Origin of the sequence: Bacillus basilensis, assembly GCF_050630465.1 — a bacterium.
Classification (GTDB): domain Bacteria; phylum Bacillota; class Bacilli; order Bacillales; family Bacillaceae_G; genus Bacillus_A; species Bacillus_A basilensis.
Window position 1 is genome coordinate 418,023 of the sequence record NZ_JBNTQO010000003.1, and the last position, 26,184, is coordinate 444,206.

The 26,184-nt window shown below is 33.2% G+C and carries 19 protein-coding genes and 5 pseudogenes; 21 read left to right on the top strand and 3 right to left on the bottom strand.

Annotation, left to right across the window (positions count from 1 at the left end; genetic code table 11):
- Nucleotides 1-9 precede the first annotated feature (9 nt).
- From ACQVV1_RS08710 to ACQVV1_RS08725, 4 genes and pseudogenes are all read left to right on the top strand, one after another.
- Nucleotides 10-1,182: a 3-phosphoglycerate dehydrogenase family protein gene (locus ACQVV1_RS08710; RefSeq protein ID WP_431168761.1), complete on the top strand. Its 1,173-nt coding sequence runs from the start codon at nucleotides 10-12 to the stop codon at nucleotides 1,180-1,182.
- A gap of 13 nt (nucleotides 1,183-1,195) precedes the next feature.
- Nucleotides 1,196-2,443: a DUF1015 domain-containing protein gene (locus ACQVV1_RS08715; RefSeq protein ID WP_431168762.1), complete on the top strand. Its 1,248-nt coding sequence runs from the start codon at nucleotides 1,196-1,198 to the stop codon at nucleotides 2,441-2,443.
- 85 nt (nucleotides 2,444-2,528) lie between these two features.
- Nucleotides 2,529-2,858 (top strand): hotdog family protein, encoded by a 330-nt coding sequence (locus ACQVV1_RS08720; RefSeq protein ID WP_431168763.1) that lies wholly within the window; start codon nucleotides 2,529-2,531, stop codon nucleotides 2,856-2,858.
- Nucleotides 2,859-3,611: 753 nt separating this feature from the next.
- Nucleotides 3,612-3,695: pseudogene (locus ACQVV1_RS08725) on the top strand (N-acetylmuramoyl-L-alanine amidase); the annotation flags it as partial.
- Nucleotides 3,696-3,928: 233 nt separating this feature from the next.
- Here the strand turns inward: ACQVV1_RS08725 and ACQVV1_RS08730 are convergent.
- On the bottom strand, nucleotides 3,929-5,224 hold the full coding sequence (locus ACQVV1_RS08730) for an APC family permease (protein ID WP_242254496.1): 1,296 nt from the start codon (nucleotides 5,222-5,224) through the stop codon (nucleotides 3,929-3,931).
- Between the two features lie 150 nt (nucleotides 5,225-5,374).
- Here ACQVV1_RS08730 and ACQVV1_RS08735 point away from each other — a divergent pair, with 150 nt between their 5' ends.
- From ACQVV1_RS08735 to ACQVV1_RS08785, 11 genes and pseudogenes are all read left to right on the top strand, one after another.
- A complete protein-coding gene (locus ACQVV1_RS08735; RefSeq protein ID WP_098343999.1) occupies nucleotides 5,375-5,815 on the top strand; it encodes an Lrp/AsnC family transcriptional regulator in 441 nt (146 codons plus the stop codon).
- A gap of 203 nt (nucleotides 5,816-6,018) precedes the next feature.
- A complete protein-coding gene (locus tag ACQVV1_RS08740) occupies nucleotides 6,019-6,600 on the top strand; it encodes a cysteine hydrolase family protein (protein ID WP_309259107.1) in 582 nt (193 codons plus the stop codon).
- 82 nt (nucleotides 6,601-6,682) lie between these two features.
- Entirely contained in the window at nucleotides 6,683-7,711 is a 1,029-nt protein-coding gene (hypE, locus tag ACQVV1_RS08745; protein WP_242254490.1) for a hydrogenase expression/formation protein HypE, read from the top strand.
- A 10-nt stretch (nucleotides 7,712-7,721) separates the two neighbouring features.
- The gene (hypF, locus tag ACQVV1_RS08750; protein WP_309259106.1) at nucleotides 7,722-10,052 is read left to right on the top strand and encodes a carbamoyltransferase HypF; all 2,331 of its coding nucleotides are present in this window, start codon (nucleotides 7,722-7,724) and stop codon (nucleotides 10,050-10,052) included.
- Between the two features lie 79 nt (nucleotides 10,053-10,131).
- Complete coding sequence (ectB, locus tag ACQVV1_RS08755) at nucleotides 10,132-11,406, top strand: diaminobutyrate--2-oxoglutarate transaminase (RefSeq protein ID WP_431168764.1); 1,275 nt, start codon at nucleotides 10,132-10,134, stop codon at nucleotides 11,404-11,406.
- Nucleotides 11,407-11,487: 81 nt separating this feature from the next.
- Nucleotides 11,488-11,646, top strand: coding sequence for a chemotaxis protein (locus tag ACQVV1_RS08760; RefSeq protein ID WP_071759482.1), 159 nt, complete (start codon nucleotides 11,488-11,490; stop codon nucleotides 11,644-11,646).
- Between the two features lie 951 nt (nucleotides 11,647-12,597).
- Complete coding sequence (gene sdaAB / locus ACQVV1_RS08765) at nucleotides 12,598-13,296, top strand: L-serine ammonia-lyase, iron-sulfur-dependent subunit beta (protein WP_223698435.1); 699 nt, start codon at nucleotides 12,598-12,600, stop codon at nucleotides 13,294-13,296.
- A 22-nt stretch (nucleotides 13,297-13,318) separates the two neighbouring features.
- Complete coding sequence (gene sdaAA / locus ACQVV1_RS08770) at nucleotides 13,319-14,209, top strand: L-serine ammonia-lyase, iron-sulfur-dependent, subunit alpha (protein ID WP_431168765.1); 891 nt, start codon at nucleotides 13,319-13,321, stop codon at nucleotides 14,207-14,209.
- Nucleotides 14,210-14,502: 293 nt separating this feature from the next.
- Nucleotides 14,503-15,822: an aromatic amino acid transport family protein gene (locus ACQVV1_RS08775; protein WP_242254479.1), complete on the top strand. Its 1,320-nt coding sequence runs from the start codon at nucleotides 14,503-14,505 to the stop codon at nucleotides 15,820-15,822.
- Nucleotides 15,823-16,175: 353 nt separating this feature from the next.
- Complete coding sequence (pagR, locus tag ACQVV1_RS08780; protein WP_242254473.1) at nucleotides 16,176-16,475, top strand: transcriptional repressor PagR; 300 nt, start codon at nucleotides 16,176-16,178, stop codon at nucleotides 16,473-16,475.
- Between the two features lie 134 nt (nucleotides 16,476-16,609).
- Nucleotides 16,610-16,873: pseudogene (locus ACQVV1_RS08785) on the top strand (linear amide C-N hydrolase); the annotation flags it as partial.
- A gap of 279 nt (nucleotides 16,874-17,152) precedes the next feature.
- Here the strand turns inward: ACQVV1_RS08785 and ACQVV1_RS08790 are convergent.
- Nucleotides 17,153-17,740, bottom strand: a complete 588-nt coding sequence (locus tag ACQVV1_RS08790) for a TetR/AcrR family transcriptional regulator (RefSeq protein WP_242254710.1) — start codon at nucleotides 17,738-17,740, stop codon at nucleotides 17,153-17,155.
- 358 nt (nucleotides 17,741-18,098) lie between these two features.
- Here ACQVV1_RS08790 and ACQVV1_RS08795 point away from each other — a divergent pair, with 358 nt between their 5' ends.
- The 6 genes and pseudogenes from ACQVV1_RS08795 (at nucleotide 18,099) to ACQVV1_RS08820 (ending at nucleotide 25,368) form a co-directional block, all read left to right on the top strand.
- Nucleotides 18,099-19,289 carry an MFS transporter gene (locus tag ACQVV1_RS08795; protein WP_242254471.1) on the top strand — a complete coding sequence of 397 codons (1,191 nt, stop codon included), beginning with the start codon at nucleotides 18,099-18,101 and terminating at the stop codon, nucleotides 19,287-19,289.
- 211 nt (nucleotides 19,290-19,500) lie between these two features.
- Nucleotides 19,501-19,847, top strand: a pseudogene (locus tag ACQVV1_RS08800) (hypothetical protein); the annotation flags it as partial.
- Nucleotides 19,848-20,204: 357 nt separating this feature from the next.
- Nucleotides 20,205-23,087, top strand: coding sequence for a collagenase ColA (gene colA, locus ACQVV1_RS08805; protein ID WP_431168766.1), 2,883 nt, complete (start codon nucleotides 20,205-20,207; stop codon nucleotides 23,085-23,087).
- Between the two features lie 669 nt (nucleotides 23,088-23,756).
- Entirely contained in the window at nucleotides 23,757-23,969 is a 213-nt protein-coding gene (locus ACQVV1_RS08810) for an alpha/beta-type small acid-soluble spore protein (RefSeq protein WP_431168794.1), read from the top strand.
- Nucleotides 23,970-24,377: 408 nt separating this feature from the next.
- Nucleotides 24,378-24,577, top strand: a pseudogene (locus tag ACQVV1_RS08815) (ATP-binding cassette domain-containing protein); the annotation flags it as partial.
- A gap of 284 nt (nucleotides 24,578-24,861) precedes the next feature.
- The gene (locus ACQVV1_RS08820) at nucleotides 24,862-25,368 is read left to right on the top strand and encodes a GNAT family N-acetyltransferase (protein ID WP_242254467.1); all 507 of its coding nucleotides are present in this window, start codon (nucleotides 24,862-24,864) and stop codon (nucleotides 25,366-25,368) included.
- A 241-nt stretch (nucleotides 25,369-25,609) separates the two neighbouring features.
- Here ACQVV1_RS08820 and ACQVV1_RS08825 read toward each other — a convergent pair.
- A pseudogene (locus ACQVV1_RS08825) lies at nucleotides 25,610-25,919 on the bottom strand (IS4 family transposase); the annotation flags it as partial.
- Nucleotides 25,920-26,184: the final 265 nt, after the last annotated feature.

The window sequence follows — 26,184 nt, forward strand, 5'->3', positions numbered from 1 at the left end:
GATGGGGATATGTTTCGTATTCAAACGTTAAATCAAATTGCAGAAAAAGGTTTACAAGTACTTAGGGGAGAGCGCTATGAAGTAGGGGATAGAATCAATCATCCAGACGGCATTTTACTTCGCAGCTATTCTTTACATCAAGAAGAATTTTCAAAAGACTTAAAGGCGATTGCAAGAGCTGGTGCTGGTGTAAATAATATTCCTGTCGAGCGATGTACAGAAAAAGGGATTGTCGTATTTAATACGCCAGGGGCAAATGCTAATGCAGTAAAGGAACTTATTATTGCCAGCCTTATTATGTCTTCACGTAACATTATTAACGGCGTAAGCTGGACGAAAAATTTAGAGGGTGAAGAAGTACCGCAGCTTGTTGAATCAGGGAAAAAACAATTTGTTGGGTCTGAAATTGCAGGAAAACGTCTAGGAGTTATCGGACTTGGTGCAATTGGTGCTTTAGTTGCGAACGATGCGTTAGCTTTAGGGATGGATGTTGTAGGATATGATCCTTACATTTCAGTTGAAACAGCTTGGCGTCTTTCTACACATGTGCAAAGAGCATTTAGTTTAGATGAAATTTTTGCAACATGTGATTATATAACACTGCATATTCCTCTTACAAATCAAACGAAGGGGATTATTGGTGAACATGCTATAGAGAAGATGAAAAAAGGTATGCGTCTATTCAATTTCTCTAGAGGAGAACTTGTAGATGAAAAGGTTCTTCAAAAAGCGTTAGAAGAAGAGGTTATTGCGCATTACGTAACGGACTTCCCGAATGAAAATGTGATAAAGATGAAAAATGTAACAGCGACGCCACACCTTGGTGCATCTACATCTGAATCGGAAGAAAATTGTGCGGTCATGGCAGCGCGTCAATTACGTGAATATTTAGAGACAGGAAATATTCGTAATTCAGTAAACTATCCAAACGTAGAATTGCCGTATATCGGAAAGAAACGAATTACGATTATGCATCAAAACGTTCCGAACATGGTAGGGCAAATTACAGGATGTTTAGCAGAGCATCATATTAATATTGCGGATATGATTAATCGTAGTAAACATTCTTGGGCGTACACAATGATTGATATTGATAACGGAATTGATGATATAATAAAAGAGAATATTGTGGAAAATATAAGCAAAATTACAGGTGTTGTAGCCGTTCGAATGATTGTGTAAAGGAGAGAGGGAATTGGCAAAAATCCGACCGTTTCGGGCCATTCGCCCAGTAGAAGAAAAAGCAGCACAAGTTGCAGCTTTACCGTATGACGTTTTAAATAGTGAAGAGGCAAGAGAAGTTGTAAAAGGGAATCCATTTTCTTTCTTACACGTTGATAAAGCAGAAATTGATTTAGACCCAGCACTTTCACCGTACGATGATCGCGTATATGAAAAAGCGGGTGAAAATTTAAATCGATTGATACGAGAAGAAGTGTTCATTCAAGATGAAGAGCCAGCACTATATATTTATGAACTGACGATGCAAGGTAGAAAGCAGTCTGGTCTTGTCGTTTGTACGTCTATTGATGAGTATGAAGACGATACAATTAAAAAACATGAAAGAACGCGTCATGAAAAAGAACTAGATCGTATTCGCCACGTAGATGTGTGTGACGCAAATACAGGTCCTATCTTTTTAACGTATCGTACAAAAGAAGAAGTGAAACGTTTCATCGCAAGCTGGAAAGAAGAACATGCGCCAATCTATACATTTACAGCAGAAGATGGCGTTAGGCATGTTGCTTGGAAAATAGCTGATGAAGAAGTAATTGCAAGTTTAGTAAACGTATTTGAAGATATTCCTAATCTTTATATTGCAGATGGACATCACCGCTCTGCGTCAGCTGCAAAAGTAGGGCTCATGCGAAGAAAACAATATCCGAATTACACGGGAGAAGAGGAGTTTAATTTCTTCCTATCAGTTTTATTCCCTCACGATGAATTATCCATTTGGGACTATAACCGGGTTGTGAAAGATTTAAACGGCTTATCAGAAGAACAGTTTTTAAAACAAATCACGCAATACTTTTATGTAGAAGAAGCACCTGTTTCTCCGTATAAACCAAATGAACCAAAAACATTTGGAATGTATGTAAACGAGAAGTGGTATAAGCTTACTGTGAAAGAGGAAACGTTTGATGCGAACGATCTCGTTAAAGGTTTAGAGGTATCTATTCTGCAAGATCATTTATTAAGCCAAGTACTTGAAATACATGATCCGCGATCTGATTCACGCATCGACTTTGTCGGAGGAATCCGCGGATTAGAAGAATTAGAACGTCTTGTAAATAGCGGTGCATATAAAGCGGCGTTCTCGTTATATCCGACATCAATGGAATCTTTATTAGCAATCGCAGACGCTGGAGAAGTTATGCCGCCAAAATCAACATGGTTTGAACCGAAACTGCGCAGCGGGTTGTTTGTACATTCTTTAAAATAAATATAGACTTCATTAGTTTGAAAAACCGAAATGATTTTAGTTTCGGTTTTTCTTATTTTAAAAGAGGTTTTGAGGAGGGGGACTAATGAAATTGCAAGTAAGCGAAAAAATCACCTTTGAACGAACTTTTACAAAAGAAGATGTTGCGTTATTTACGGAAGTATCGAAAGATGAAGGTGTTCATCATGTGACACCAGATGAGCAGGGGAGATTTGTCGTACAAGGGCTGTTAACATCAACACTACCTACAAAAGTAGGCGGTGATTTTAACGTATTAGCTCGCAAGATGGATTTTGAATTTTTACGTCCTGTTTTTAGCGGTGATACGATTCGTTGTGACGTAACAAGTGAGCAATTTGAATCTGATGAAAACAATCGTACAAAGATAATTGCTATGCTTACATATAGAAATTAACTTGAAGAGGAAGTAATGAAGGGGAAATAAGGCTAGGTAGCATAAAAAATATCACTATATGTGGAGTGGTTAATGCAAACATGTGGGTTGAATGGTTTTAAATGATGAATTAGCAGTGATGGAGGGGAAAGAATATGTTGAGTATAAAGATAAAGTAGAAAATATAATGAATTGAACCCGAAAAGTAACGCAGTAATTGGAGGTGGTACACTAAACTAGACATTAAATTAAGTAGAAAATTGCAACGATATATATTTCCTTGTGCTCTAGAACACCTAGCTAAAGAAGATATTGAGCAAAGGAGTTAGTTGTTTTATGTGTATGGTTTAACCAAAAAATTGTAAGTATATAACTCACACCATTATGTAATTACATTGAAGTATCTACAGGTGTTCTTATCATCCCTCAAGAACCACTTAGCTCCCGAAGTTGAGTAATTTTATGCAAATTAAGTGAACGTTTTTCTACATAGATTAGTTGACATTTATATAAGGTTCATCCATTTCTAAAGGTATTTTTGCTTTGTTGTTTTTCAAAAATAACGGATAAAATTTTCGTATTCACGAATTTAGTGCATAATGGTCGTTGGGTAAATTGAAATACCACGTTTCTTTAGAATTTCAGACATATTATCTTTCTCAAACTACTTTTCTTTAACATATCTCATCTATTATGCTCCTTAGTTGGTTTTCCGGAGTTTATTATAGTTTAAAAAAACTGCACGAGAACCTATATTTATACTGTTTTGGTGCAGGTTCGCTACAATATAAAATACACAACAGTAAGGATAAAACCTACTTTGTAATTGCAAATGAAACTTATGTATATGTGAAGTAAGGGGAAAGAGGGTCTGCGCATAATTAATCACCCTTTTTTATAACGTTTCTTTGCAGAGGTACGTTATAAAAAAGGGTTGTTAATTGAAAGATGAAAAATAACTTCTATTAATCATTCATATTTTATTAAATTACATGGATCTAATTATAAGTTAGCTGAAACTGTACTTATTCCAACCTGGATAGTGTTAATAACAGTATATAATTTGTGGTATTAGTTTATAGGAGTAGAAACTAATTTTCATTTGATGTATTTACTTGATGATTGGTTATAGTACTATACTTCTTATTCATAACTATATAAATCCAACCGATAATTGATAAGATAACTGGATAGAAAATAGCCCAACCACTAAATGAGTATACAATAATACATATAATTAGAGATAGGAAGGCCATCCACCAACCTATATCTCGCACTTTTAATAATTTAAGAGCAGCTAGCATTGTAAAAATATATGAGGTAATAAATATTACACTAGGACCTTTAAGAAGCATTTCTAAATTTGGTCGTGCCATACCATAAAAAATTAAAATACAACTAAAAATTCCTCCTAAAACTAGTAATACCCTAGTTGGGGTTTGAAATTGAGAATGTAACTTAGCAAAGAAGGAAGGGAAATGTCCTTCTCTAGCTTGAGCGTAAATCATCCTTGAAAAACCTGCAATGTTAGCATGTACAGCACTAAACGAAATGAAAATTGCTAAAATAGTTGTTATATATGTACCTATCGGTCCTAATCCTTTTGATATTAGAATACTAAGGGAAGCTATCTGGTCCTTATCACCATATGAGTGGGTCCCTATTGTTACAAAAGATATTGCAATGTACATAATGGAGATACAAATTGCTCCTAAAAATAAACTAATCGAAATATCTTTAGCTGGCCTTTTAAATTCTTCAGCTAATGGGGTTATCATTTCCCACCCTACAAATGAGAAAAAGATAATTACAGAAGAAGCGCCAACAGAAGACCACCCGTTTGGTACAAATGGTGTAAAAGAACTTAATTTTACATATGGTATAGAAACGATAACAGCGACAACTATTAAAAGTGAAATAATACAAATTACAAACACACTAACTTTTGATGATAGTTCTATCCCTTTTATATGTAAGAGTAAAGAGGTAATTAAAATTAATGCTGCAATTCCTATAACACTAAGATTGCTTATTGGAAAAACATATCCAATATAATGGGCACCTGTTAAAGCAATAATAGGTACTCCAATAGGAATAGAACCTAACATAATCCAGCCTAGGATGGCACTTGTATTTGCATTAAATGCCATTTGAACATAAGCTGTAATTCCTCCAGCACTAGGAATCATTTTAGCAAGACGCGCTAGAGTCGCTACAATAGGAAAAGCTAATATAGACATGATAACCCAAGATAAAATTGAAGCTGGTCCAGCGCTATTTGCAGTAATTGAAGGTAAAATTAGGATTCCACAACCTAACACAGCTCCTATGGTTAATGCGGTCCCCTGTACCCAAGTAATTGAGCGTTTCAATGATTGTTGTGTCAAGATTCTCAGCCTCTCTTTCATTAATTGATATTAATTATATAAAGTTTTAAAAAAGGATAACATGCTATAATTTATGTATTAATTATAATTTTCTTAAAAAATTTAAGAATTATTAAATGTTTTCTTAATTAATCAAGGGGAGGCCCAGCAATGGATGATACAGATTTAAAGATTCTTTCTCATCTTCAGGAAAATGCACGTTTAAGTATGGTTGAAATAGGAAAACTGGTAGGTCTGAGTTCCCCTTCTGTCACAGAGCGAGTTAGAAGACTTGAAGAACAAGGGGTAATTATAAGTTATCGCACGATTGTTAATCCGAAAGGATTAAAAAAACATATTACTGCGTTTGTTTTGATGGAACCAAGGGATTGCAACAAATATAAAAAGTTTGCAATGGAACATTCAGATGTGGTTGAATGTCACCGTATTGCTGGTATGTATAGTTATCTAACAAAGGTAGTGACGGAATCTGTACATACACTCGAAGACTATATCAATTTGTGCTTAGAGTATGGAAAGCCTACAACCTTAATAGTGCTTTCTTCTCCAGTAGAACATAAATCATTTTTTACAGAGAGTGAAAAACTATAATTACATATGAGCGATTATTCTAAATAAAAAGCGTAAAATTAATACCTAATGGGAAATAGAGTCCTATTAGGTATTAATTTTCAGAAAATTATTTAGAAAATTTAGATAAAAAATAATATTTGACATATTCTTACTTTTGGTGGAATAATGAACATTGTATTTTAGAAAAATTAAATTCTTAGTTAATTGGAGGTAGGATTATTATGAAATATGCAGTGCTTACAAATGACTTACAGTACGATTTGGTTAATAAAAATGAGGATAGAATTGCAGCTGTGGAGGAGTTTACGCCTAAAATGGTGTCTTTCTTAGATACTATGAGAGAAAATGATGTTTCTATTATTCACCTGCAGTTAATTAACTTAGAAGATGATCCGAAAGCTGAACGATATGGTGATTTTTTACCAGTCACAAAGGGATCTAAAGGTGCAGAAATCTTACCTGAGTTTCTTCATGAAAAAGATATTATTATGGAGAAAAATAAGGATAGTGGTTTTTTTGAGACAAATCTGGATGAAACCTTAAAAAATTTAGGTGTAGATACAATTATTATTACAGGTATGCAAACTCAAATTTGTGTACAAACAACTGCAGCGGATGGATTTTTCCGTGGTTATAATGTAATCGTACCAGAAGATGCGGTTGTGTCAGCGAAGGCTGAAGATAAAGAACGAGCTTTAAAATGGTTAGGTTCATATTGTGCAAAGATTATGAGTATCGAAGAAATCTGCAATTCGATTTCTAAAAATGAAGATATTTCTTTTGATGGAGTTGCAATTCCGTAAGTAAATACGTTGTAATATCACTTGTTCTATGTAGCAAGTGATATTATTTTTCAAAAATAAAAATGAAAAGGAGTTTTAACACATGAAATTAACTAAAGATTTAGAAAATATAATTTTAGATCATGGAACAGGAGGACTATTGAGTCATGATTTAATTAGTTCAATTATTACTGCAAAACTAGAAGATGTTCACCTTGGAAAAATGGAGGATAGTGCCATCCTTGAGGTAAGTAGTAGAAGATTAGCGATGACAACAGATTCTTTTGTTATTGATCCTATCTTTTTTGGTGAGGGGAATATAGGTAAAGTAGCAGTTTGTGGAACGGTTAATGATTTAGCGGTTAGTGGTGCAAAACCACTTTATCTATCATTGGCGTTAGTACTAGAAGAGGGGTTTCCAATTAAAGATTTGGAAGAAATATTAGATTCTATAAGAGAGACCGCGAAAGAAGCTGGAGTGTATATTGTTGCTGGAGATACAAAAGTTGTTAAAAAAGGTGAAGTAGACAAAATTTTTATTAATACAACTGGAATTGGAGTTTTTGAAGGAGAGGTATCACCATTTTCGGTAAACTCTATTCAGGAAGGTGACGATATCATTATAACAGGACAACTAGGAAACCATAGTATACATATCCTTTCCATAAGAGAAGGATTAGGGTTTGAACAGAGAATAAATAGTGATTGTGCACCATTAAATCATATGATTTCAGAGTTAAAAAACCATTTTGGTGATTCTATACATTGTATGCGAGATATTACAAGAGGCGGGTTAGGTACAGTTTTAAATGAAGTTTCAGAAACAATTAATACTGGAATAAAAATACAAGAAAAAGATATTCCGATGTTAGCAGAAACTATTATGGCTGCCGACATGTTAGGTGTTAATCCTATGTATCTAGCTAATGAGGGTAATGTTTGTATGTTTGTGTCTCCAGAGGTAAGTGAAGAAGTCGTGAGAGTACTACAAAATACTAAATATGGTAAAGAAGCTGCGGTAATTGGTAAAGTTACTCAAACACAAGAAAGACAAGTGCTAATGGAAGCAAAATCAGGTGAATTAAAACTCATTGAGTTATTATATGGGGCAGAATTACCTCGATTATGTTAGGAGACAATTTATGAAAAAGGTAATAAATGTGTTTATAAAAAAGTATCAAGTTAAAGGCATTGTGCAAGGTGTTGGTTTTAGACCTTTCGTATATAGAATAGCAAAAAAGTATCATCTAAACGGATGGGTGTTAAATGATTCAAATGGAGTGCTTATAGAAGTAGAAGGGGAACAAAATAATATTACGCATTTTATTCATGACATAGAATTTAATTCCCCAGAATTGGCTTATGTGCAAGAGGTTAAATTGATAGAGGAACAAGAATCCAATAATCGTTATAGCTCTTTTGATATTTTGAGTAGCCAAAAACATAGCAGTAGGCAAACTTTAATATCTCCTGATACTTATGTATGTAATGAATGTTTAGAAGAATTATTTGATCCAACGAATAGAAGGTTTCGTTATCCATTTATTAATTGTACAAATTGTGGACCTAGATATTCAATAATAAAAGATATTCCTTATGATAGACCGTATACTACAATGGCAAAATTTCCTATGTGCAAAGAGTGTGATAAAGAATACAAAGACATATTGGATCGGAGATTCCATGCACAACCAAATGCTTGCTGGAAATGTGGACCACAAGTTCAATTGAAAACAGCAGATGGTACAAATGTCCCCACTGATAATCCAATAGAGAAAACTATTGATTTGTTAAAAAAGGGGAAAATACTAGCCATTAAAGGGTTAGGTGGATATCACTTAGTTGTAGATCCAATGAATCATGAAGCTGTAAAAGAATTAAGAAAAAGAAAAAAACGGGATGAAAAACCTTTTGCTTTAATGTCATCTCAATTAGATGATGTGAAAAATTTTGCTGAAATAACAAAAAATGAAGAAGCTTTATTAGTATCTAAAGAACGGCCAATTGTGCTATTGAACAAAAAGGAAAATGAGTATATTTCTTCAGATGTTGCACCTAATAATAATACCTATGGGGTAATGTTAGCCTATACACCACTTCATCATCTCATTTTAAGAGGGAATTTTATTGCATTAATAGCTACGAGCGCCAATGTTTCTGATGAACCAATTGTATATAAAGATGGAGATGCAATTGAGCAGCTAAAAGGAATTGCAGATTATTATTTAGTACACAATAGGGAGATATTTACTAGAGTAGATGACTCTATTGTTAGAGCAATTGATTTAGATGATGAAATAACAAAATTACACATAATTCGTCGCGCTAGAGGTTATGTACCAAACCCTATTGATTTTAAAGAAGGATCACCTAATGTACTTGCTTTAGGAGCAGAATTAAAGAATACGATTTGTTTAACTAAAGACGAAAAAGCTTTTATTAGTCATCATATTGGTGATTTAAAAAACTATAAAATTTATGAATCGTTTAAAAATACTATAGCTCACTTACAAAAAATCTTTGAAATCAGTCCTTCTGTAATTGCAAGTGATCTTCATCCTGATTTTTATAGTACAAAATATGCATTTGATCAAAAAGTTTTACCAGTTATACAGGTTCAGCATCATCATGCCCACATGGCTTCTTGTATGGTTGATAATCAATTAGATGGTCCTGTTTTAGGAGTTATTTTAGATGGTACGGGTTATGGTGATGATGGGAATATTTGGGGTGGAGAGTTTTTAATCGGTGATTTTCTTAATTATCAAAGAGCGGCATATATCGATTACTTTCAGCTGCCAGGCGGTGATAAAGCTGTTAAAGAACCGTATAGAATTGCTTTAGGAATATTGACGCAAATATATGGTGAACAAGTCAAAGAATTACCAATAAAGATAATTTCAGAGCGAAATAATTTTGAACTAGATGTACTTATAAAAATGATTCAAAAAGGAATTAATTCTCCTCTTACTTCAAGTATGGGAAGGCTTTTTGATGCTGTTTCAGCACTATTGGGTGTCCGTGAAACAGTCCAATATGAAGGGCAGGCTGCTATTGAGTTGGAGCAAGCGATTGATATCAATAATTCTTCCAATCCTTTATTATCTTATGAAATAGTTGCTTCGAATGGAATTAGAAAAATTGATATAAAACCTATGTTTAAAGAGTTGGTATCTTTGATACTTAAAAATAAGTATACCAAGGGTGAATTAAGCTACCGTTTTCATTATACAATGGTTCAGATGATTACAGAAACCTGTAAACAAATTCGTCAAGAAACAGGAATTAATAAACTAGTTCTTAGTGGGGGAGTATTTTTAAATAAGTTTTTACTTGTAGAAACCTATAAGTCACTTAAGGCTTGTAAATTCGAGGTTTACACGCACAAACAAGTACCTACCAACGATGGGGGAATCTCTCTTGGTCAAGCAGCAATAGCAGCTCATCGCTATAAAGATACGCATTCAGTATGAAATTTAGGATAGAAATTATATAACTTTTCATTATTCTTTGTGAGTATAGCAAAAAAGAAAAATTAGGAGGTGCTCTTTTATGGTAGTTAGTTCAAAAATGGATATATTTAATGAACTGGAATCCCAAGTTCGAAGTTATAGTAGAAGCTTTCCAACGATTTTTACTAAGTCTAAAGGGTATAAATTATGGGATGTAGATGGAAAAGAGTATATTGACTTTTTCTCAGGTGCTGGTGCTCTTAATTATGGACATAATGATGAAAAAATGAAACAGGTATTAATAGATTATCTTTTAGAAGATGGTATTATTCATAGTCTTGATATGGGAACAAGTGCTAAAGTGAATTTTTTAAAGCACTTTAACAAAATTATTTTGGAACCACGTGATTTAGACTATAAAATTATGTTTCCTGGTCCAACAGGTACAAATTCTGTTGAAAGTGCACTGAAAATTGCTCGAAAAGTGACTGGACGAACAAATATCATAAGTTTTTCTAATGCTTTTCATGGAATGAGCTTAGGATCACTTTCGATAACGAGTAATCATTTTAAGAGAAAGGGTGCTGGAGTACCACTAAATAATAGTATTATCATGCCGTATGAAAATTATTTAGATTCTCTTAATTCTTTATCATATTTAGAAAAAGTATTAGGCGATAGTGGAAGTGGAGTGGATTTACCTGCTGCAATTATTCTAGAAACAGTTCAAGGTGAGGGTGGTTTAAATACCGCTAGCTCCCAATGGTTAAAGGGAATTGACAGACTGTGTAAAAAATATAATATATTATTGATTGTTGATGATATTCAAGCAGGTTGCGGACGTACGGGTACATTTTTTAGCTTTGAACCTGCGAACATTAAACCAGACATAATTTGTTTGTCAAAATCTATAAGTGGCATTGGCCTTCCGATGGCTATTACACTAATTAAACCAGAATATGATAAGTGGGAACCAGGAGAACATAATGGAACGTTTCGAGGGAATAATCTAGCATTTTTAGCAGCTACAGAAGCATTGAATTATTGGCAAGATATAGAGTTTATTAATGCATTAAAATGGAAAAGTGAAAAAGTCACTAGCTTTCTTAATGGGATTTGTTTGAAATACCCCCAGCTTCAAGGAGAAGTTCGAGGGAGAGGCTTTATGCAGGGAATAGCGTGTAATACTTTTGGAATAGCTAAAAAGATTTGCTCAGTTGCATTTGAAAATGGTCTAATTATTGAAACATCTGGACCTAGTGATGAAGTTATTAAGTTGTTACCTTCTTTAACAATAGACTTAGAAGGTTTAAGTAAAGGATTGGAACTGTTAGAGGATAGTATTTCTACTATTTTAAAAGAGGTAACTCATTAAGTTTGAACGACTCGCACTTAATAACCTTGCGGACCATTTGCAGTAGTTGAGGTAGAAGAAGGAAAAGAAGCGGCCCACAAAGTGGATCAAACATTCTCATCTATTATGAGAGATATAGATAAAATAATAAGTCAAATTCAAGAGGTTTCTGCATTAACAGAAGAGATATCTGCTGGCACAGAAGAAGTAAGTGCATCTCTTTCATTAGTTTATCATTCTAAATGTTATATGATATTTTAAAATTCAAAACACCTTTCATTCATCATTAAAGAAAGGTGTTTTGAATTTCTTTTTTGGATTGCTTTTATAAATTGCACGTTGATGATATTTCTTTATATATTATCCTCTTATTTTACCTAAAATGGATAGGTGGGGAGAGAGTCAATGGATGAGGAACTAACATATAAGATAGTTGAGTTGTAATGATTTATTCAATTATTAAAACAGCAAGTGAAATTTCTATTTATGAAGAAAACACTTCTAAATATCCAATTTCATTAGAGTTTTGGGATAAATAATATATAACCTATATAGAAGAGCTAACATCTTGTTTTATAGTAGTAGATAGTTCTAAAGTAGTACTTTAGGATTCATAAAGAAAAGTTCTTTTTTTCTGAATGATGTATATATATTCACGATGTTTTATTATTAAACAAAATGCTTTTATGTTTTATTAACTTATTACTTTCTATCTTCAATAATCATTTATTACAACAGCTTTCACGTCCAAAATAAGATGTTCCAACATAGGACAATATAAGTATTATTATAATGATTTTCCAATATAATCAATGTGTTAATGAAAGTAACTCTGTGTTATTTTTGCTTTTCTATTAACTAATACAGCTTCAAAAAAAGGACATAATTGTTACATACTAAGTGTAATTTATTACCCATTCAAAATTCTGTCTATTCAATCTTTCTAAAAATAAAAAAAGATTGAACTCATAAATATACAAGTTATAATGAGGGCGTCGAGAGATAATTTATAACCTCTGGGAAAATATCAAACCTCGTTTTGGTTCAAAAATTCTAAAGAACTTGCCAGTAAGTTGAAGGGTTGTGGATCAAATAGAAAGTTTATTCAACTCAAGAAAGAAAGCGCTATCAAATGGATCTTATTTTGAATTGATCATTCTAATAACTTAGATTCAACAGCAATTAAAAATAATAAATTATGGGGGTGCTTATATGAATATAAATGTAGCATCTATTAAAGAAAAAAAGGTTGTTAAATACAAAAGTTGTTTTGATGTGATTGGGCCCATAATGATAGGTCCTTCAAGTTCACATACTGCAGGTGCTTTGTCTATTGGAACAGTTGCTAATAAATTATTTCAAGGTCTTCCAAAAAAAGTTGTGGTAAAGTATTATGAATCATTTGCTGAAACCCATAAAGGTCACGGAACTGATTTTGCAATAATTGCTGGTATATTAGGCTTTGCTGCCGATGACACCAAAGTGCCAGATGCTATTAAAATAGCAGAATCTAAAGGAATTGATATTACCTTTATTGAAAAATTAGGTGATAGTCCTGCCGGTCATCCAAATACGGCAGATGTATATTTAGAGGATGACAGTCGAAGTATTAGAACGATGGGTATTTCGGTCGGTGGTGGATTGATTGAAGTCAAACATGTTGAAATTGACGGATTTAGCTTAGAACTGCAGGGGCCATTGCCAGTTGTTATTGCGATTTCAGAAAGAGCTGACTTTGAATTTGTCTTACGCAGAATCTTTAAACAATATGATGTTGAAATTAACAACTTTCATAGTTTGAAAGATAAAACAAAATATTTATATGCATTCGCTTTAGATTCGCTATTGCCTGGTAATGCTCAGGAGGAATTAGGGAATTTAAGCAATATAGCTAATCTTATTATTCTTTAGTTACATTAAGGAGCGAAAAAATATGTATATGGCCATAAATGAAATTATGGATGCAGCTAATAAAAGACAAAAGCCAATTTATAAATTAGCAATTGAACAGGAAATCGAACAAACTAAAGCTTCTTATGAAGAAGTTTGGAGTAAAATGGAACGAAATTTAGCAACTATGCAAAATGCTATAAATAAAAGTATCGAGGGCGACGGTGTATTTTCTCCTACCGGTTTAACCGGAGGTGATGCAGTAAAAATTAAAAACTATCGAGAAAATAGGAAAACTCTTTCTGGAGATTTGATGGTGTTAGGGATTCAAAGTGCTATCGGCGTTAATGAAGTAAATGCTGCATTAGGAGCTATTTGTGCAACTCCAACAGCAGGTGCAAGTGGGACGATTCCGGGAGTCCTATTTAGTATTAAAGATACGTTGCAGTTAAGTCATGAAGATATGATACATTTTCTATTCACATCAGCGTTAATTGGAACGATAGTAGCAAACAACGCTTGTATTTCAGGAGCGTATGGAGGATGTCAAGCTGAAGTAGGCAGTGCCTCAGCAATGGCGGCTGCAGCTGCGGTAGAAGCTGCAGGTGGAACACCACAGCAATCTTCTGAAGCTTTTTCGATTGCATTACAAAATTTACTCGGTTTAGTTTGTGATCCGGTCGCTGGTTTGGTAGAAATTCCTTGTGTAAAGAGAAACGCCATTGGAACGGCAAATGCTTTAGCAGCAGCGGACATCGCATTAGCCGGCGTAAACAATATCATCAATGCTGACGAAGTTATTGAAGCGATGTATAGAGTTGGAAGACAGATGCCTCGCGAATTAAGAGAGACAGGTTTAGGTGGAATTGCGGCTACATCTACAGGGATTGCCATTAAAAATAAAATATTTGGGGAGAAACAATCAAATCAATGAACAGTTAACGTCTATATTGTGAAATAGTTAACAATCTATTCTCTATTGTTCGCTTAAGGATTTCTGGATATTGGGGGAATTATCAATAATATATCCTACTATATAATTGGAGCATTTTGTAAGTGGTAACAAACTCGTCAGGTTGATGTTTCGTTAATTTTTTGATTTTGATCAACTTAAAAGAAGGATATACGATGTGGCGCACTTTATAAAAAATTTATTTTTAAAGAACGGTCTATATTCCTATACCTTAAATAAAGACGTAAGAATAGGAAACAAGGAGGAATTATTATATGAATGGGAATACTGCAAAAAACATAGAATTTCAAGCTGATAATACTACAGGAAAAAATAAGAAATATCTAGACCCTAAAAAGTGGCATAAACAAGATACTACCTGGGCATTGAGTCTATTTGGAACAGCAATTGGAGCAGGAGTACTCTTCTTACCTATTAATGCAGGTTCAGGTGGTTTATTATCGTTGCTGTTAATTACCATACTGGCATATCCTGTTATGTATTACTCACATAGGGCGCTTGCTAAAATGATATACGCTTCAAATTCTGCCGACGAGGGGATTACAGGTACAATAAGAGAATATTTCGGAAATAAAGCAAGTATCATTTTTAACATCGTATATTTCGTCTCAATTTATACGATCGTGCTGATGTATTCGGTTGCACTTACAAATACTGCAAGTAGTTTTATTGTACACCAATTGCACATGCCGGAGCCTCCAAGGGCTATTTTATCACTTGTATTAGTACTCGGTCTTATCACTATACTAAATTTTGGTCAGGATATTACTGTAAAGATAATGAGCATGCTAGTATATCCTTTCATTGTTTCTCTACTTTTTATTGCAATATCTTTAATTCCACAATGGAATACTTCAATGCTAAGTTTTTCAAGTGTTTCTACTGCTTCAACTGGAACAGGGTATTTCGGAACGATTTGGATGATACTACCAATCATCGTATTCTCGTTTAATCATTCACCTATGATTTCGTCATTCGTTATGAAACAGAGAGCTACGTATGGAATAGATGCTACTGATGCCAAGTGTGCTCAAATACAAAAAGTTTGTTATATTATGACATTCGCTGTTGTTATGTTCTTTGTTTGGAGCAGTACTTTAAGTTTGACTCCAGATGATCTTAAGGTGGCGAAAGAACAGAATTTGTCAATTCTATCATATCTTGCTAATGAGCTTAATTCGCCAGTAATCACTATTGCGGCTCCTATTATTGCGTTTGTGGCTATTACAAAGTCTTTCCTTGGCCATTATATAGGAGCGTATGAGGTAATGCGTGACATGATTATCAAGTCCGGTAAAAAACGTGGGAAAGATATAGGAGAAAAAACAGTTAAGACAATGATTCTTACTTTTGTTGTACTAACATGCTGGTATGTTGCTTATACAAATCCAAGTATTCTTGGAATCATTGATGCCCTTAGCGGTCCGTTAGTCGCTGCTATCTTATGTCTATTACCGATGTATGCGATTCGTAAAGTACCAGTACTAGCAAAATACAGAGGGAAAATGAGCAATGTATTTGTAATTATTATAGGGATACTTACTGTTCTAGCAAGTATTAAGTCATTATTCTAATTCACTATTGTTAGTACTGATGCAAAAAACGTGGGATATGGAAAAATAAAAATTCTTATCGGAACTGAATTCTATATTGTTGAACTAAAGAGATCATGTTTTTGGACAAACTCCTCATCTTGGAGAGTTTGTCTTTTTAATTATATGCATAACTTTTATACTAGCTTAAACAGACTAGATTAATAGTAAATGGAAAATTCATACAAACCACACGTTAACTCCACTACTAGCACAAACTATAGTTGTATACTTTAATTATCATTTTTTAACAACAAACATTCAAATATAATAATATTATGTAATACGGAAATTGTGTTACGTTAGAAGAAAACAAATAAGGGAGAGCGGATACTATGACGAGATTTGCGAATCAGCATGTAGAGAACACGATTTTAGAAGAGGATGTGGAGCTTTTAAAACTTATGGCACATCCAATGCGTTTAAAACTGATTAATGAGCTTTCAAAACATAAAACACTAAACGTAACCCAAATGACCGAAATTTTAAAAATCCCACAATCAACAGTTTCCCAACACTTATCTAAAATGAGAGGGAAGGTTCTAAGAGGAAATCGTCAGGGGTTAGAAATTTACTATAGCATCGAAAACCAAAAAGCTGAAGAAATTATGGGATTATTAGGACCAATACAATAAAATATTAAGTCTACCATTTAAAGATTTACTTCTATAGAATACTAAACCCTCCTTGTTGTGGAGGGTTTTTATTTATTAATTTTTTAAGTAATTATTACTTTAATCCAATGACATCAACATCTAAAATATGTCACGATTTAAAAGAAGAGGGAATAGCAGCCGTTGTTCATATCTTATCAAATTGCGAAGTTCCTAAGGGTGGAGTAATCACGGAAGAAGGTATATTAGACAATACTATCTATACAAGCACAATGTGCATGGTGTCTGGTACATATTATTATCATATCTACGATTGTAGACAAATTACAGCCATTCATTTATTTGATGAAAACTTAGATTCAGAAGAGATTAAAACCTATCCGTTCTTGTGTAAACAGAAGATATTTTATGAAAACTAATTAGAATAGGTAAACTGTATACAATACAAATTCAGGGTTCTTATGTGGTTTTAATCTATTTTCAAATGAAAAATCAATAACTAATAAACATTACAACCTGCCAAAAATCAAAAAGAAGCGTTAATAGCTTGTAGATTAAGCCTGTTTTAAAACTGATGCATACGGGGGACAATCCCATATACAACAGTTTTAAAAAATTAGATACTTTATTTCTCAAGTTAATGCAAGTTACATTATTATAGGAAACAGTGGAAATCTAAAACTTTGTTTATATGTTAATTACTTCAAACGTATCCCTTCGAATGCGTTTATAACCAAGTCATGTACATAGGAATCATCCAACTTTTCACCGGTTACTAGCAAACGATAAAAAATTGGTCCGTAAATGAGATCGATGCTTAATTCAACATCGAGGTTTTCTTTTAATTCTCCTCTTTTCATTCCCTTCTCCAGAAGTTGCTTTGCTTGCTGTCGACGTGGCTGGAAGTATCGAGCACGATATTCCTCTGCTAGTTTCGAATCAAATTGCCCTTCGCCAACTAACTCATTGATAATGGTTCCTTCTCGACTGATTAAAAAACTGGCTAAACTTGTGGCGTGAGTTAAAATATCATTCAACGCTGAACCTGTGTCAGGTACAGGCAATCTGGCAGCAGCAGCAGAAAGAAAACCATCCATTACCACAGCAGCCTTATTTGGCCACCATTTATAAATCGTAGCTTTGCTGACTTTAGCACGGTCTGCAATTTTATCGACTGTGACTGTTTTAAAGCCACTTTCCAATAATAACTCATAGGACGCAGAAAGGATGGCCTTTTGGGTTTCGATATTACGTGGTCGACCTCTTTTACCTTGCACATTAATCATTCCTTTCAAAAACATAAACTATACGTTTAGTATACTTAATATGAACAAAAAACAAAATAGCCTATTTACAAAACTGAACGTTTAGTATATATTTTAGTTAATTAATGAACTGAACGTTTAGTTTATTAATTAACTAACATCTTGTAATGGTATGGATATATTTAGGTTCCAAAAATCACAAATTAAATTGCTAAAAAACATTTAGAAAAGGGGGGTAAAAAAGAGATAAACTTGGACCTTTTAAAAGCAGAATGGAAAGTAGTTCAGACTTAATTTATTACAATAAAAAATGGCATCCCAGTAGTTCTTGCCAAGGCGATTTAGTAATTTTGAAATAAAAGTATGGGAGGAAATAGTTATGTCTAATTTTAAAAATAAAGCAATTAATAAGGATATTTCATCAGGTTTAATCATTCTTTTAGCAACTGCATGCGGTATTATTGTGGCTAATCTTTATTATGCACAGCCTTTAATTGGGGTAATTAGTAATGAAATTGGGCTTTCTAATAGTAGCGCTGGATTAATTGTAACGCTAACTCAAATTGGATATGTTATTGGCTTACTATTTCTTGTACCTTTGGGGGATATTGTTGAGAATAAAAAATTGATACTTATGTTGTTATTTTTAAGTGCATTTGCACTCATCGCCATGGTTTTGGTAAAAAGCGCAATCTTGTTGTTAATTACTTCATTCTTTATCGGACTGGGGTCAGTCGCAGCGCAAGTGCTCGTACCTCTTGTATCATATCTTTCATCGGAGAATGCACGTGGTCGCGTAGTTGGCAATGTCATGAGTGGTCTGTTGTTAGGTATTATGCTTGCGCGACCGATATCTAGTCTAGTAGCCGATATGTGGGGATGGAATGCAATATTTGCTTTATCTGCTACTGTAATTATTGTTTTGGCATTTGTATTATCGAAAGTACTCCCTACCAGGAAACCAAAGGCAAAAACAAATTATATAGCCTTACTTAATTCAATGTGGCAACTGCTACGAACTACTCCAATTTTACGCCGTCGCGCCATTTATCATGCTTGTGTATTTGGGGCTTTCAGCTTATTCTGGACCACTATTCCGTTATTATTATCTAGTCCTGCTTTTCATTTTTCTCAGACTGCCATAGCATTATATGCACTTGTCGGAATTACAGGTGCAATAGCCGCTCCAATAGGTGGTCGTCTAGCTGATCTTGGCTGGACACGACCCGCCACTGGGATAGCTCTCACTGTTGTTATTATTTCTTTAATACTCCCACTTTTTATTCAAAGTAGCTCACCCTGTGGAATAGCTGTTTTAGTAATTGCTGCAATTCTGTTAGACATGGGGGTATCTGCAAACCTTGTACTTAGCCAACGTTTAATTTTCTCGTTGAATCCAGAAATTCGTAGTCGATTAAACGGGCTATTTATGGCTATTTTCTTTTTAGGAGGTGCTGTTGGATCCTTTATTGGAGGATGGGCATATGCCTTAGGAGGATGGAATCTAACATTATGGATAGGAATCGCTTTTCCGACCATAGCCTTGCTTTATTTTGCTAGAGAAAAATAGTTTTATAATCAAATTTAAACAGCCTGGATTCGTTTGAATGCTTCTTCATTGGTATGTCCGAGTTTTATAGATAAATTGGGGTTATTTTGAAGTTTTTACATCAGAACCAGACTTTTTTTCTATATTGCTGTAATTGAAAAAGACTCACCTTGTTTAATATATTTGAAAAGCAATAAAAAAGAGCTTGTGTCAAAACATAAACTCTCTTTAAGTTGAAATGAATATAGCCCACCCTTTAGAGAAGGAAACGGTAGAGCGACTAGAATATGGCTAGATTTAATCTTTAAAAATGAACTTCATCAGGTGGTCGACTGGAATAAAATTGATAAAGAAGATTATTTACTGTCAATGAAACGCAGCCCAATTAAAGATATTGAAATTATGTATTTACTCCAAAATGCATTCGTAGATGAAATAAATAGTCATGAAATATTCATGAAAAGTATTAATATTAGTTACTATTATGAGGGATATACCGAATATGATAAGAGGATTTGTAAAACAAAAAGGACTGAGATAGCCCTTTTTATTTTACAATTTGACGAGTATTTTTTATAAAAAAATACGTTATTCTTTTTGTGAAATTATAAGAAAGGATGGCGTTTTTGTATGTCTATTTCTGTATCCAATGAATTACAACTATTTGCTCAAGAAATTCAAAGCTTTTTATCGCCAAATATCTTACGAAATCTTGCCAGAGAGTTTGGTTTTTTACGATGAACCCGTAAATTTTAAACAAAAGATATACTCAATTCATGAGTAAGGATGAAAAAAGAAAGAAATTCTATATTGTTTTATTTAATATCAGTTTATAAGGAGATTCATGTAATAAAATATGAAATAATACATATTATAATGATTTATTAAGATAAAGTGTTATATTTTTGGGTGGAATATATAAATGGAGGAAATGTAATGAACAAGAACTTAAAATTTACTCAAATGATGATTGGGATTAGTACGATGGCATTATCATTTGGAAGTATTCAGACACACGTATCAGCAGAAGAAAAAGCACCCTATAATATCTTACAGATGAAACCAATGGGGACAGAAACTTCAAAAGATGAAATTGTACATGCTACAAAAGCGGACGAAACTTTGATTTTTGAAGAGCGTTTAAAAGTAGGAGATTTTTCACAACGTCCTACTCTGGTTATGGAACGTGATGAAATTCAATTAAAGCAAAGCTACACTCTGGCAGAACTGAATAAAATGCCTAATAGCGAACTCATTGATACATTATCAAAAATTTCTTGGAATCAAATTACGGATTTATTTCAATTCAATCAAGATACGAAAGCATTTTATCAGAATAAAGAACGCATGAACGTTATCATTAATGAATTAGGACAAAGAGGAAGGACGTTTACGAAAGAAAACTCAAAGGGCATTGAAACATTTGTTGAAGTATTACGTTCTGCTTTTTATGTGGGATATTATAATAATGAATTAAGTTACTTAAAAGAGAGAAGCTTCCATGAAAAATGTTTACCAGCATTGAAAGCGATTGCGAAAAATCCAAACTTTACATTAGGTACAGCTGAGCAAGATAGAGTAGTAGCTGCGTATGGAAAATTAATTGGTAATGCCTCTAGTGATACTGAAACAGTACAGTATGCGGTAAATGTTTTAAAACAATATAATGATAATCTTACTACGTATGTAAGCGATTATGCGAAAGGACAAGCTGTATATGAAATTGTAAAAGGAATTGATTATGATATACAGTCTTATTTGCAAGATACGAATAAGCAACCTAATGAAACAATGTGGTATGGAAAGATTGATAACTTTATAAATGAGGTTAATAGAATTGCTCTCGTGGGGAATATAACAAATGAAAATAGTTGGCTAATTAATAATGGCATTTATTATGCAGGTCGTTTAGGGAAATTTCATAGTAATCCATACAAAGGATTGGAAGTTATTACACAAGCAATGAGCTTGTATCCTCGTCTAAGTGGACCTTATTTTGTAGCAGTAGAACAAATTAAAACAAACTATGGTGGAAAAGATTATAGTGGAAATGCAGTAGATCTACAGAAAATACGTGAAGAAGGGAAACGACAATACTTACCTAAAACATATACATTTGATGACGGATCAATTGTCTTCAAGACGGGAGATAAAGTAACAGAAGAAAAAATTAAGAGATTATATTGGGCAGCCAAAGAAGTAAAAGCGCAATATCACCGTGTAATTGGTAATGATAAAGCACTAGAACCGGGTAACGCTGATGATGTACTAACAATAGTAATTTATAATAATCCAGATGAATATCAATTAAATAGACAATTATATGGATATGAAACAAACAACGGTGGAATTTATATTGAAGAGAAGGGGACCTTCTTTACATATGAGCGTACGCCAAAGCAGAGTATTTATAGTTTAGAAGAGTTATTCCGTCATGAATTCACTCATTATTTACAAGGAAGGTATGAGGTTCCTGGTTTATTTGGAAGCGGAGAAATGTATCAAAATGAACGATTAACTTGGTTCCAAGAAGGGAATGCAGAATTTTTTGCAGGATCTACACGTACAAATAATGTTGTTCCGCGTAAAAGTATGATAAGTGGCTTATCATCTGATCCAGCAAGCCGTTATACAGCAAAGCAAACTTTGTTCTCAAAATATGGATCATGGGACTTTTATAAGTATTCTTTTGCACTACAGTCATATTTGTATAATCATCAATTTGAAACATTTGATAAGCTTCAAGATTTAATCCGTGCAAACGATGTGAAAAATTATGACTCATATCGTGAATCATTGAGCAATAATACACAATTGAATGCAGAATATCAAGCGTATATGCAGCAGTTGATTGATAATCAAGATAAATATAATGTACCGCAAGTAACAAATGATTATTTAATTCAACACGCACCAAAGCCGTTAGCTGAAGTGAAAAACGAAATTGTGGATGTATCAAATATAAAAGATGCAAAAATTACAAAATATGAGTCGCAATTCTTTAATACATTTACCGTGGAAGGCAAGTACACAGGTGGTACATCAAAAGGTGAGTCTGAAGATTGGAAAACGATGAGTAAACAAGTAAATCGAACTTTGGAGCAGTTATCCCAAAGAGGTTGGAGTGGTTATAAAACAGTTACAGCCTATTTTGTAAACTATCGTGTGAATGCAGCTAACCAGTTTGAATATGATATTGTTTTTCATGGTGTTGCAACAGAGGAAAAGAAAAAAACAACTACTATAGTAAATATGAATGGACCATACAGCGGGATAGTAAATGAAGAGATTCAATTTCATAGCGATGGTACAAAAAGTGAAAATGGAAAAGTTATTTCTTATCTATGGAACTTTGGAGATGGTACAACAAGTATAGAAGCAAATCCTACCCATGTATATGAAGAAAAAGGAACATACACTGTGGAACTAACTGTGAAAGATCGTAGAGGAAAAGAAAGCAAAGAACAAACAAAAGTTACTGTAAAACAAGATCCGCAAACAGGTGAATCCCATGAAGAGGAGAAGGTACTCCTGTTTAATACGCTTGTAAAAGGAAATCTGGTTACTCCTGATCAAACAGATGTTTATACGTTTGATGTTACAGATCCAAAAGAAGTAGATGTTTCTGTGGTAAATGAACAAAATATTGGGATGACATGGGTACTTTATCATGAATCAGACATGCAAAATTACGTAGCTTGTGGTGAAGATGAAGGAAATACTATAAAGGGGAAATTCGAAGCGAAACCAGGCAAATATTATTTGAATGTTTATAAATTCGATGATAAAAATGGTGAATATTCATTATTGGTAAAATAAATTCATTTCCTATATGTATACAAGGGTTGTATTTCAGGAGGAGTCTGTCACGATAGGCTGCTTCTATTTTTTCTCAAGTATTAGTTCTATAAATTGTTTAAATTCTTTCTTTGTGAAAAGTTTGGTTATCAAGAAAAAGTAAATAGTTTGTCTCTGGTACAGGGTGTAACAGAGACACTTTTCTTATCCAAATTTGCGTAGCATGAGGTTTCTGAAATGTTATCGTTACCCCTAGCTAAAAATACATGCTATAACTTTTAATTTATTTAGATGGAGCGGAATACAAGCCATTTTGGACAGCATGAAGCTGCACATTCTAATCATGCAAATAAGGGCGTATTAGAATTAAGTGTAAAAGTTATAAAAATAAAAGACTATGGTTTAATCGTATGAATGAATATTAAAGACTATTATATGAAACATATGTATTAAATAGTGAAGAGAATTTGAATGATTTTAGTGAAAATGTATCTTGAACAGAAGAAACTGTGTAGTAATGCTTATCAAAAAAAACAGTTACTGTAATAAAAAAGGATAGTTGAATGAAATAAGACCGTTCCTAATTATAGGAACGGCTATAAACTTATCATGTGCTGGAGGTCAATCCGAATGGCATGGAATACCTTCTCTAAACAGTATAGACATGAAAATTAACGAGTATACGTAATGATGGCAAACAATAATAGTGGAAGCCGTAACGAATTATTAGTTCATGGTGCTGAAAGTGCAATCAATCAAATGAAATATGAAATCGCACAAGAGTTTGGTGTACAACTTGGTGCAGACGCAACAGCTCGTTCAAACCGATCTGTTGGTGGTGAAATCAAAAAACGTCTAGTGGCAATGGCTGAACAACAACTTGGTGGAGGATTCACTCGCTAATGATATAGTTTATGGATTAGAAGGGGAGATTATATATCTCTCCTTTTTTAATGGAAAATATATGAGTAGAGTATCTTTAGGGTATTTAAGTAAAACATCAAACTCCTTTTGTAGATAGCAAGAGCTAACCTAATAGTTAGGAATTCATCATTTTGGAACATACTTAATAATAAAAAGCAGTTAGCAAAAGCTAACTGCCATAAGAACATTACATCTATGAATTTAAGGAGTAAACATAGTATGCACGAAAGTTTCAAATTTATGTAACTAAAATTCAAATAGAGCAGTTCACTTAATAAAAGTCCCATGATTTTGGGTTTTTGTGTATTTTTATCAAAAAACCTTGTTAAAGAAGAGAATTTTTAGAGTAAAAGTAAACATATTCTTTATACTCAGCAACGTTCATTTAATTTAATTCAATTAAGTGGCAAACACCGACAACGTGTAGTAATTGCTAGGGCACTATCTTGCTATGTTGTTTTATTTATTGCTGATGAACCAACAGCAAGTAAAATTATTGAGTGTTCCAGGAACTCGCGCATAAAGAAGTTAATTGTGTAATTGTTGTTACGCATTTTCAAGAAGTTTTAAAAAATCAAACTGAGTAGTTTATTTAAGTGAATAGAAGTTAGGATAGTTAAGGAAAAGGATACTTTCATTCTTAATTAACATAATTTTCAAAAATAAAATCTGCGGATGTTAATATTTGTTATATAATATAGTTGTCAAAGTACTACCCCTGTAGTTTCTATGATGAATCGATAAGATAGTTTGTTTGTCCCATATATTCACCTGATATAAAAAAACTTGTAGAGATTCCTGCAAGTTCTTTTTTTAAAGATTAAATGTGAATCTGAAATAAAGTAACGATTTTTTGAGGAGAGAAAAGTAAATGTTTATAGAAGCAGAAAGATTACTAATACGGAAATTTGAATTCAAGGATTGGGAAGCTGTTCATGAGTATACATCAGATAGCAATGTTATGAAATACATACCTGAAGGGGTTTTTACTGAAGAAGATACAAGAAACTTTGTAAATAAAAATATGGGTGAAAATGCTGAGAACTTTCCTGTGATACTGATAGATGAAAATATTCTGATTGGTCATATTGTTTTTCATAAATATTTTGGCGAGCATACTTATGAAATTGGTTGGGTATTCAATCCTAAATATTTCAACAAAGGATATGCTTCTGAAGCAGCACAAGCTACATTGAAATATGGGTTTAAGGAAATGAAATTACATAGAATTATAGCTACATGTCAGCCAGAAAATATCCCATCATATCGAGTGATGGAGAAAATTGGAATGAGGAGAGAAGGCTATTTCAAGAAGTGTATACCCCATGGAAATGAATGGTGGGATGAATATTATTACGCTATTTTAGAAGAAGAGTAGTGTCTCAGAACGCATTATTAAAATCAAAATCATAATTAAAATTGTGCTATCATTTTTTGAGAATTGCTTGGTCCATAAAATAATTAAAATGTGGGTGGTGCTCTATGCCCATCAAGCTAACATTATACAAGTTTAATTTCATGTAAGATTTTTTCTTTTTTCTAAAGATCCAGTGTAAGTTCTTTAAAAATTTGCATACTAAATAAACCCTATCGGGCTTTATTTTTTTGGATTACACTACCTAATTGTGGGACATAGAAAAATTATATACGATGCCTAAGATATCAATGAATGTTTTCTTCTTATACCTATGGGATTTTCGTCCGTTTTTCTGTAAGAGATTAAACAGACGAAACAATATCTTTGTTAATTCTTGGGTGTCTTTTGTAAAGATTGATAAAGAAGTGAAAAATAATCTTTTATGATATAAATCGCTTTATATTCGCTTAATTCTTGTTCCGTCTTGCTGAGAGTAATTGGCGCATTTGAAACATGGTGGAGGAATAAAGAAAGGTACTAATTAATTGTCCATATAAATGATATTCAAGTTGTCCTTAATTGATGTACACCTCAAATGTTAGATACGAACAACAATTGGGGTGTACTTTTTTATGGTTAAATTTTCACGAGAGGAAAAAGTAATGGTAGTAAGAAGATATTTAGATGGAAATGATAGAGCGATGAGACGTGCAAAATCTATAAAGGTTCATCCAAGTGTAATTCAGCAGTGAGGTAGTTCAAAACAGTTTATTTCGCAAAATACATATGGATTGGTGCTGTTATTCATTTGAATCTTAGTAATACCCTGATTTAGAT

Bases quoted from the DNA above. Each gene is read 5' to 3' on its own strand.
- ACQVV1_RS08790 (WP_242254710.1), bottom strand. From the start codon at position 17,740: ATGATTAATGTGCAAGGTAAAAGAGGTCGACCACGTAATATCGAAACC.
- ACQVV1_RS08720 (WP_431168763.1), top strand. From the start codon at position 2,529: ATGAAATTGCAAGTAAGCGAAAAAATCACCTTTGAACGAACTTTTACA.
- ACQVV1_RS08820 (WP_242254467.1), top strand. From the start codon at position 24,862: ATGTTTATAGAAGCAGAAAGATTACTAATACGGAAATTTGAATTCAAG.
- hypE (WP_242254490.1), top strand. From the start codon at position 6,683: ATGAAATTAACTAAAGATTTAGAAAATATAATTTTAGATCATGGAACA.
- ectB (WP_431168764.1), top strand. From the start codon at position 10,132: ATGGTAGTTAGTTCAAAAATGGATATATTTAATGAACTGGAATCCCAA.
- sdaAB (WP_223698435.1), top strand. From the start codon at position 12,598: ATGAATATAAATGTAGCATCTATTAAAGAAAAAAAGGTTGTTAAATAC.
- ACQVV1_RS08795 (WP_242254471.1), top strand. From the start codon at position 18,099: ATGTCTAATTTTAAAAATAAAGCAATTAATAAGGATATTTCATCAGGT.
- ACQVV1_RS08735 (WP_098343999.1), top strand. From the start codon at position 5,375: ATGGATGATACAGATTTAAAGATTCTTTCTCATCTTCAGGAAAATGCA.
- ACQVV1_RS08710 (WP_431168761.1), top strand. From the start codon at position 10: ATGTTTCGTATTCAAACGTTAAATCAAATTGCAGAAAAAGGTTTACAA.
- sdaAA (WP_431168765.1), top strand. From the start codon at position 13,319: ATGTATATGGCCATAAATGAAATTATGGATGCAGCTAATAAAAGACAA.
- colA (WP_431168766.1), top strand. From the start codon at position 20,205: ATGAACAAGAACTTAAAATTTACTCAAATGATGATTGGGATTAGTACG.
- hypF (WP_309259106.1), top strand. From the start codon at position 7,722: ATGAAAAAGGTAATAAATGTGTTTATAAAAAAGTATCAAGTTAAAGGC.
- ACQVV1_RS08810 (WP_431168794.1), top strand. From the start codon at position 23,757: ATGGCAAACAATAATAGTGGAAGCCGTAACGAATTATTAGTTCATGGT.
- ACQVV1_RS08775 (WP_242254479.1), top strand. From the start codon at position 14,503: ATGAATGGGAATACTGCAAAAAACATAGAATTTCAAGCTGATAATACT.
- ACQVV1_RS08740 (WP_309259107.1), top strand. From the start codon at position 6,019: ATGAAATATGCAGTGCTTACAAATGACTTACAGTACGATTTGGTTAAT.
- pagR (WP_242254473.1), top strand. From the start codon at position 16,176: ATGACGAGATTTGCGAATCAGCATGTAGAGAACACGATTTTAGAAGAG.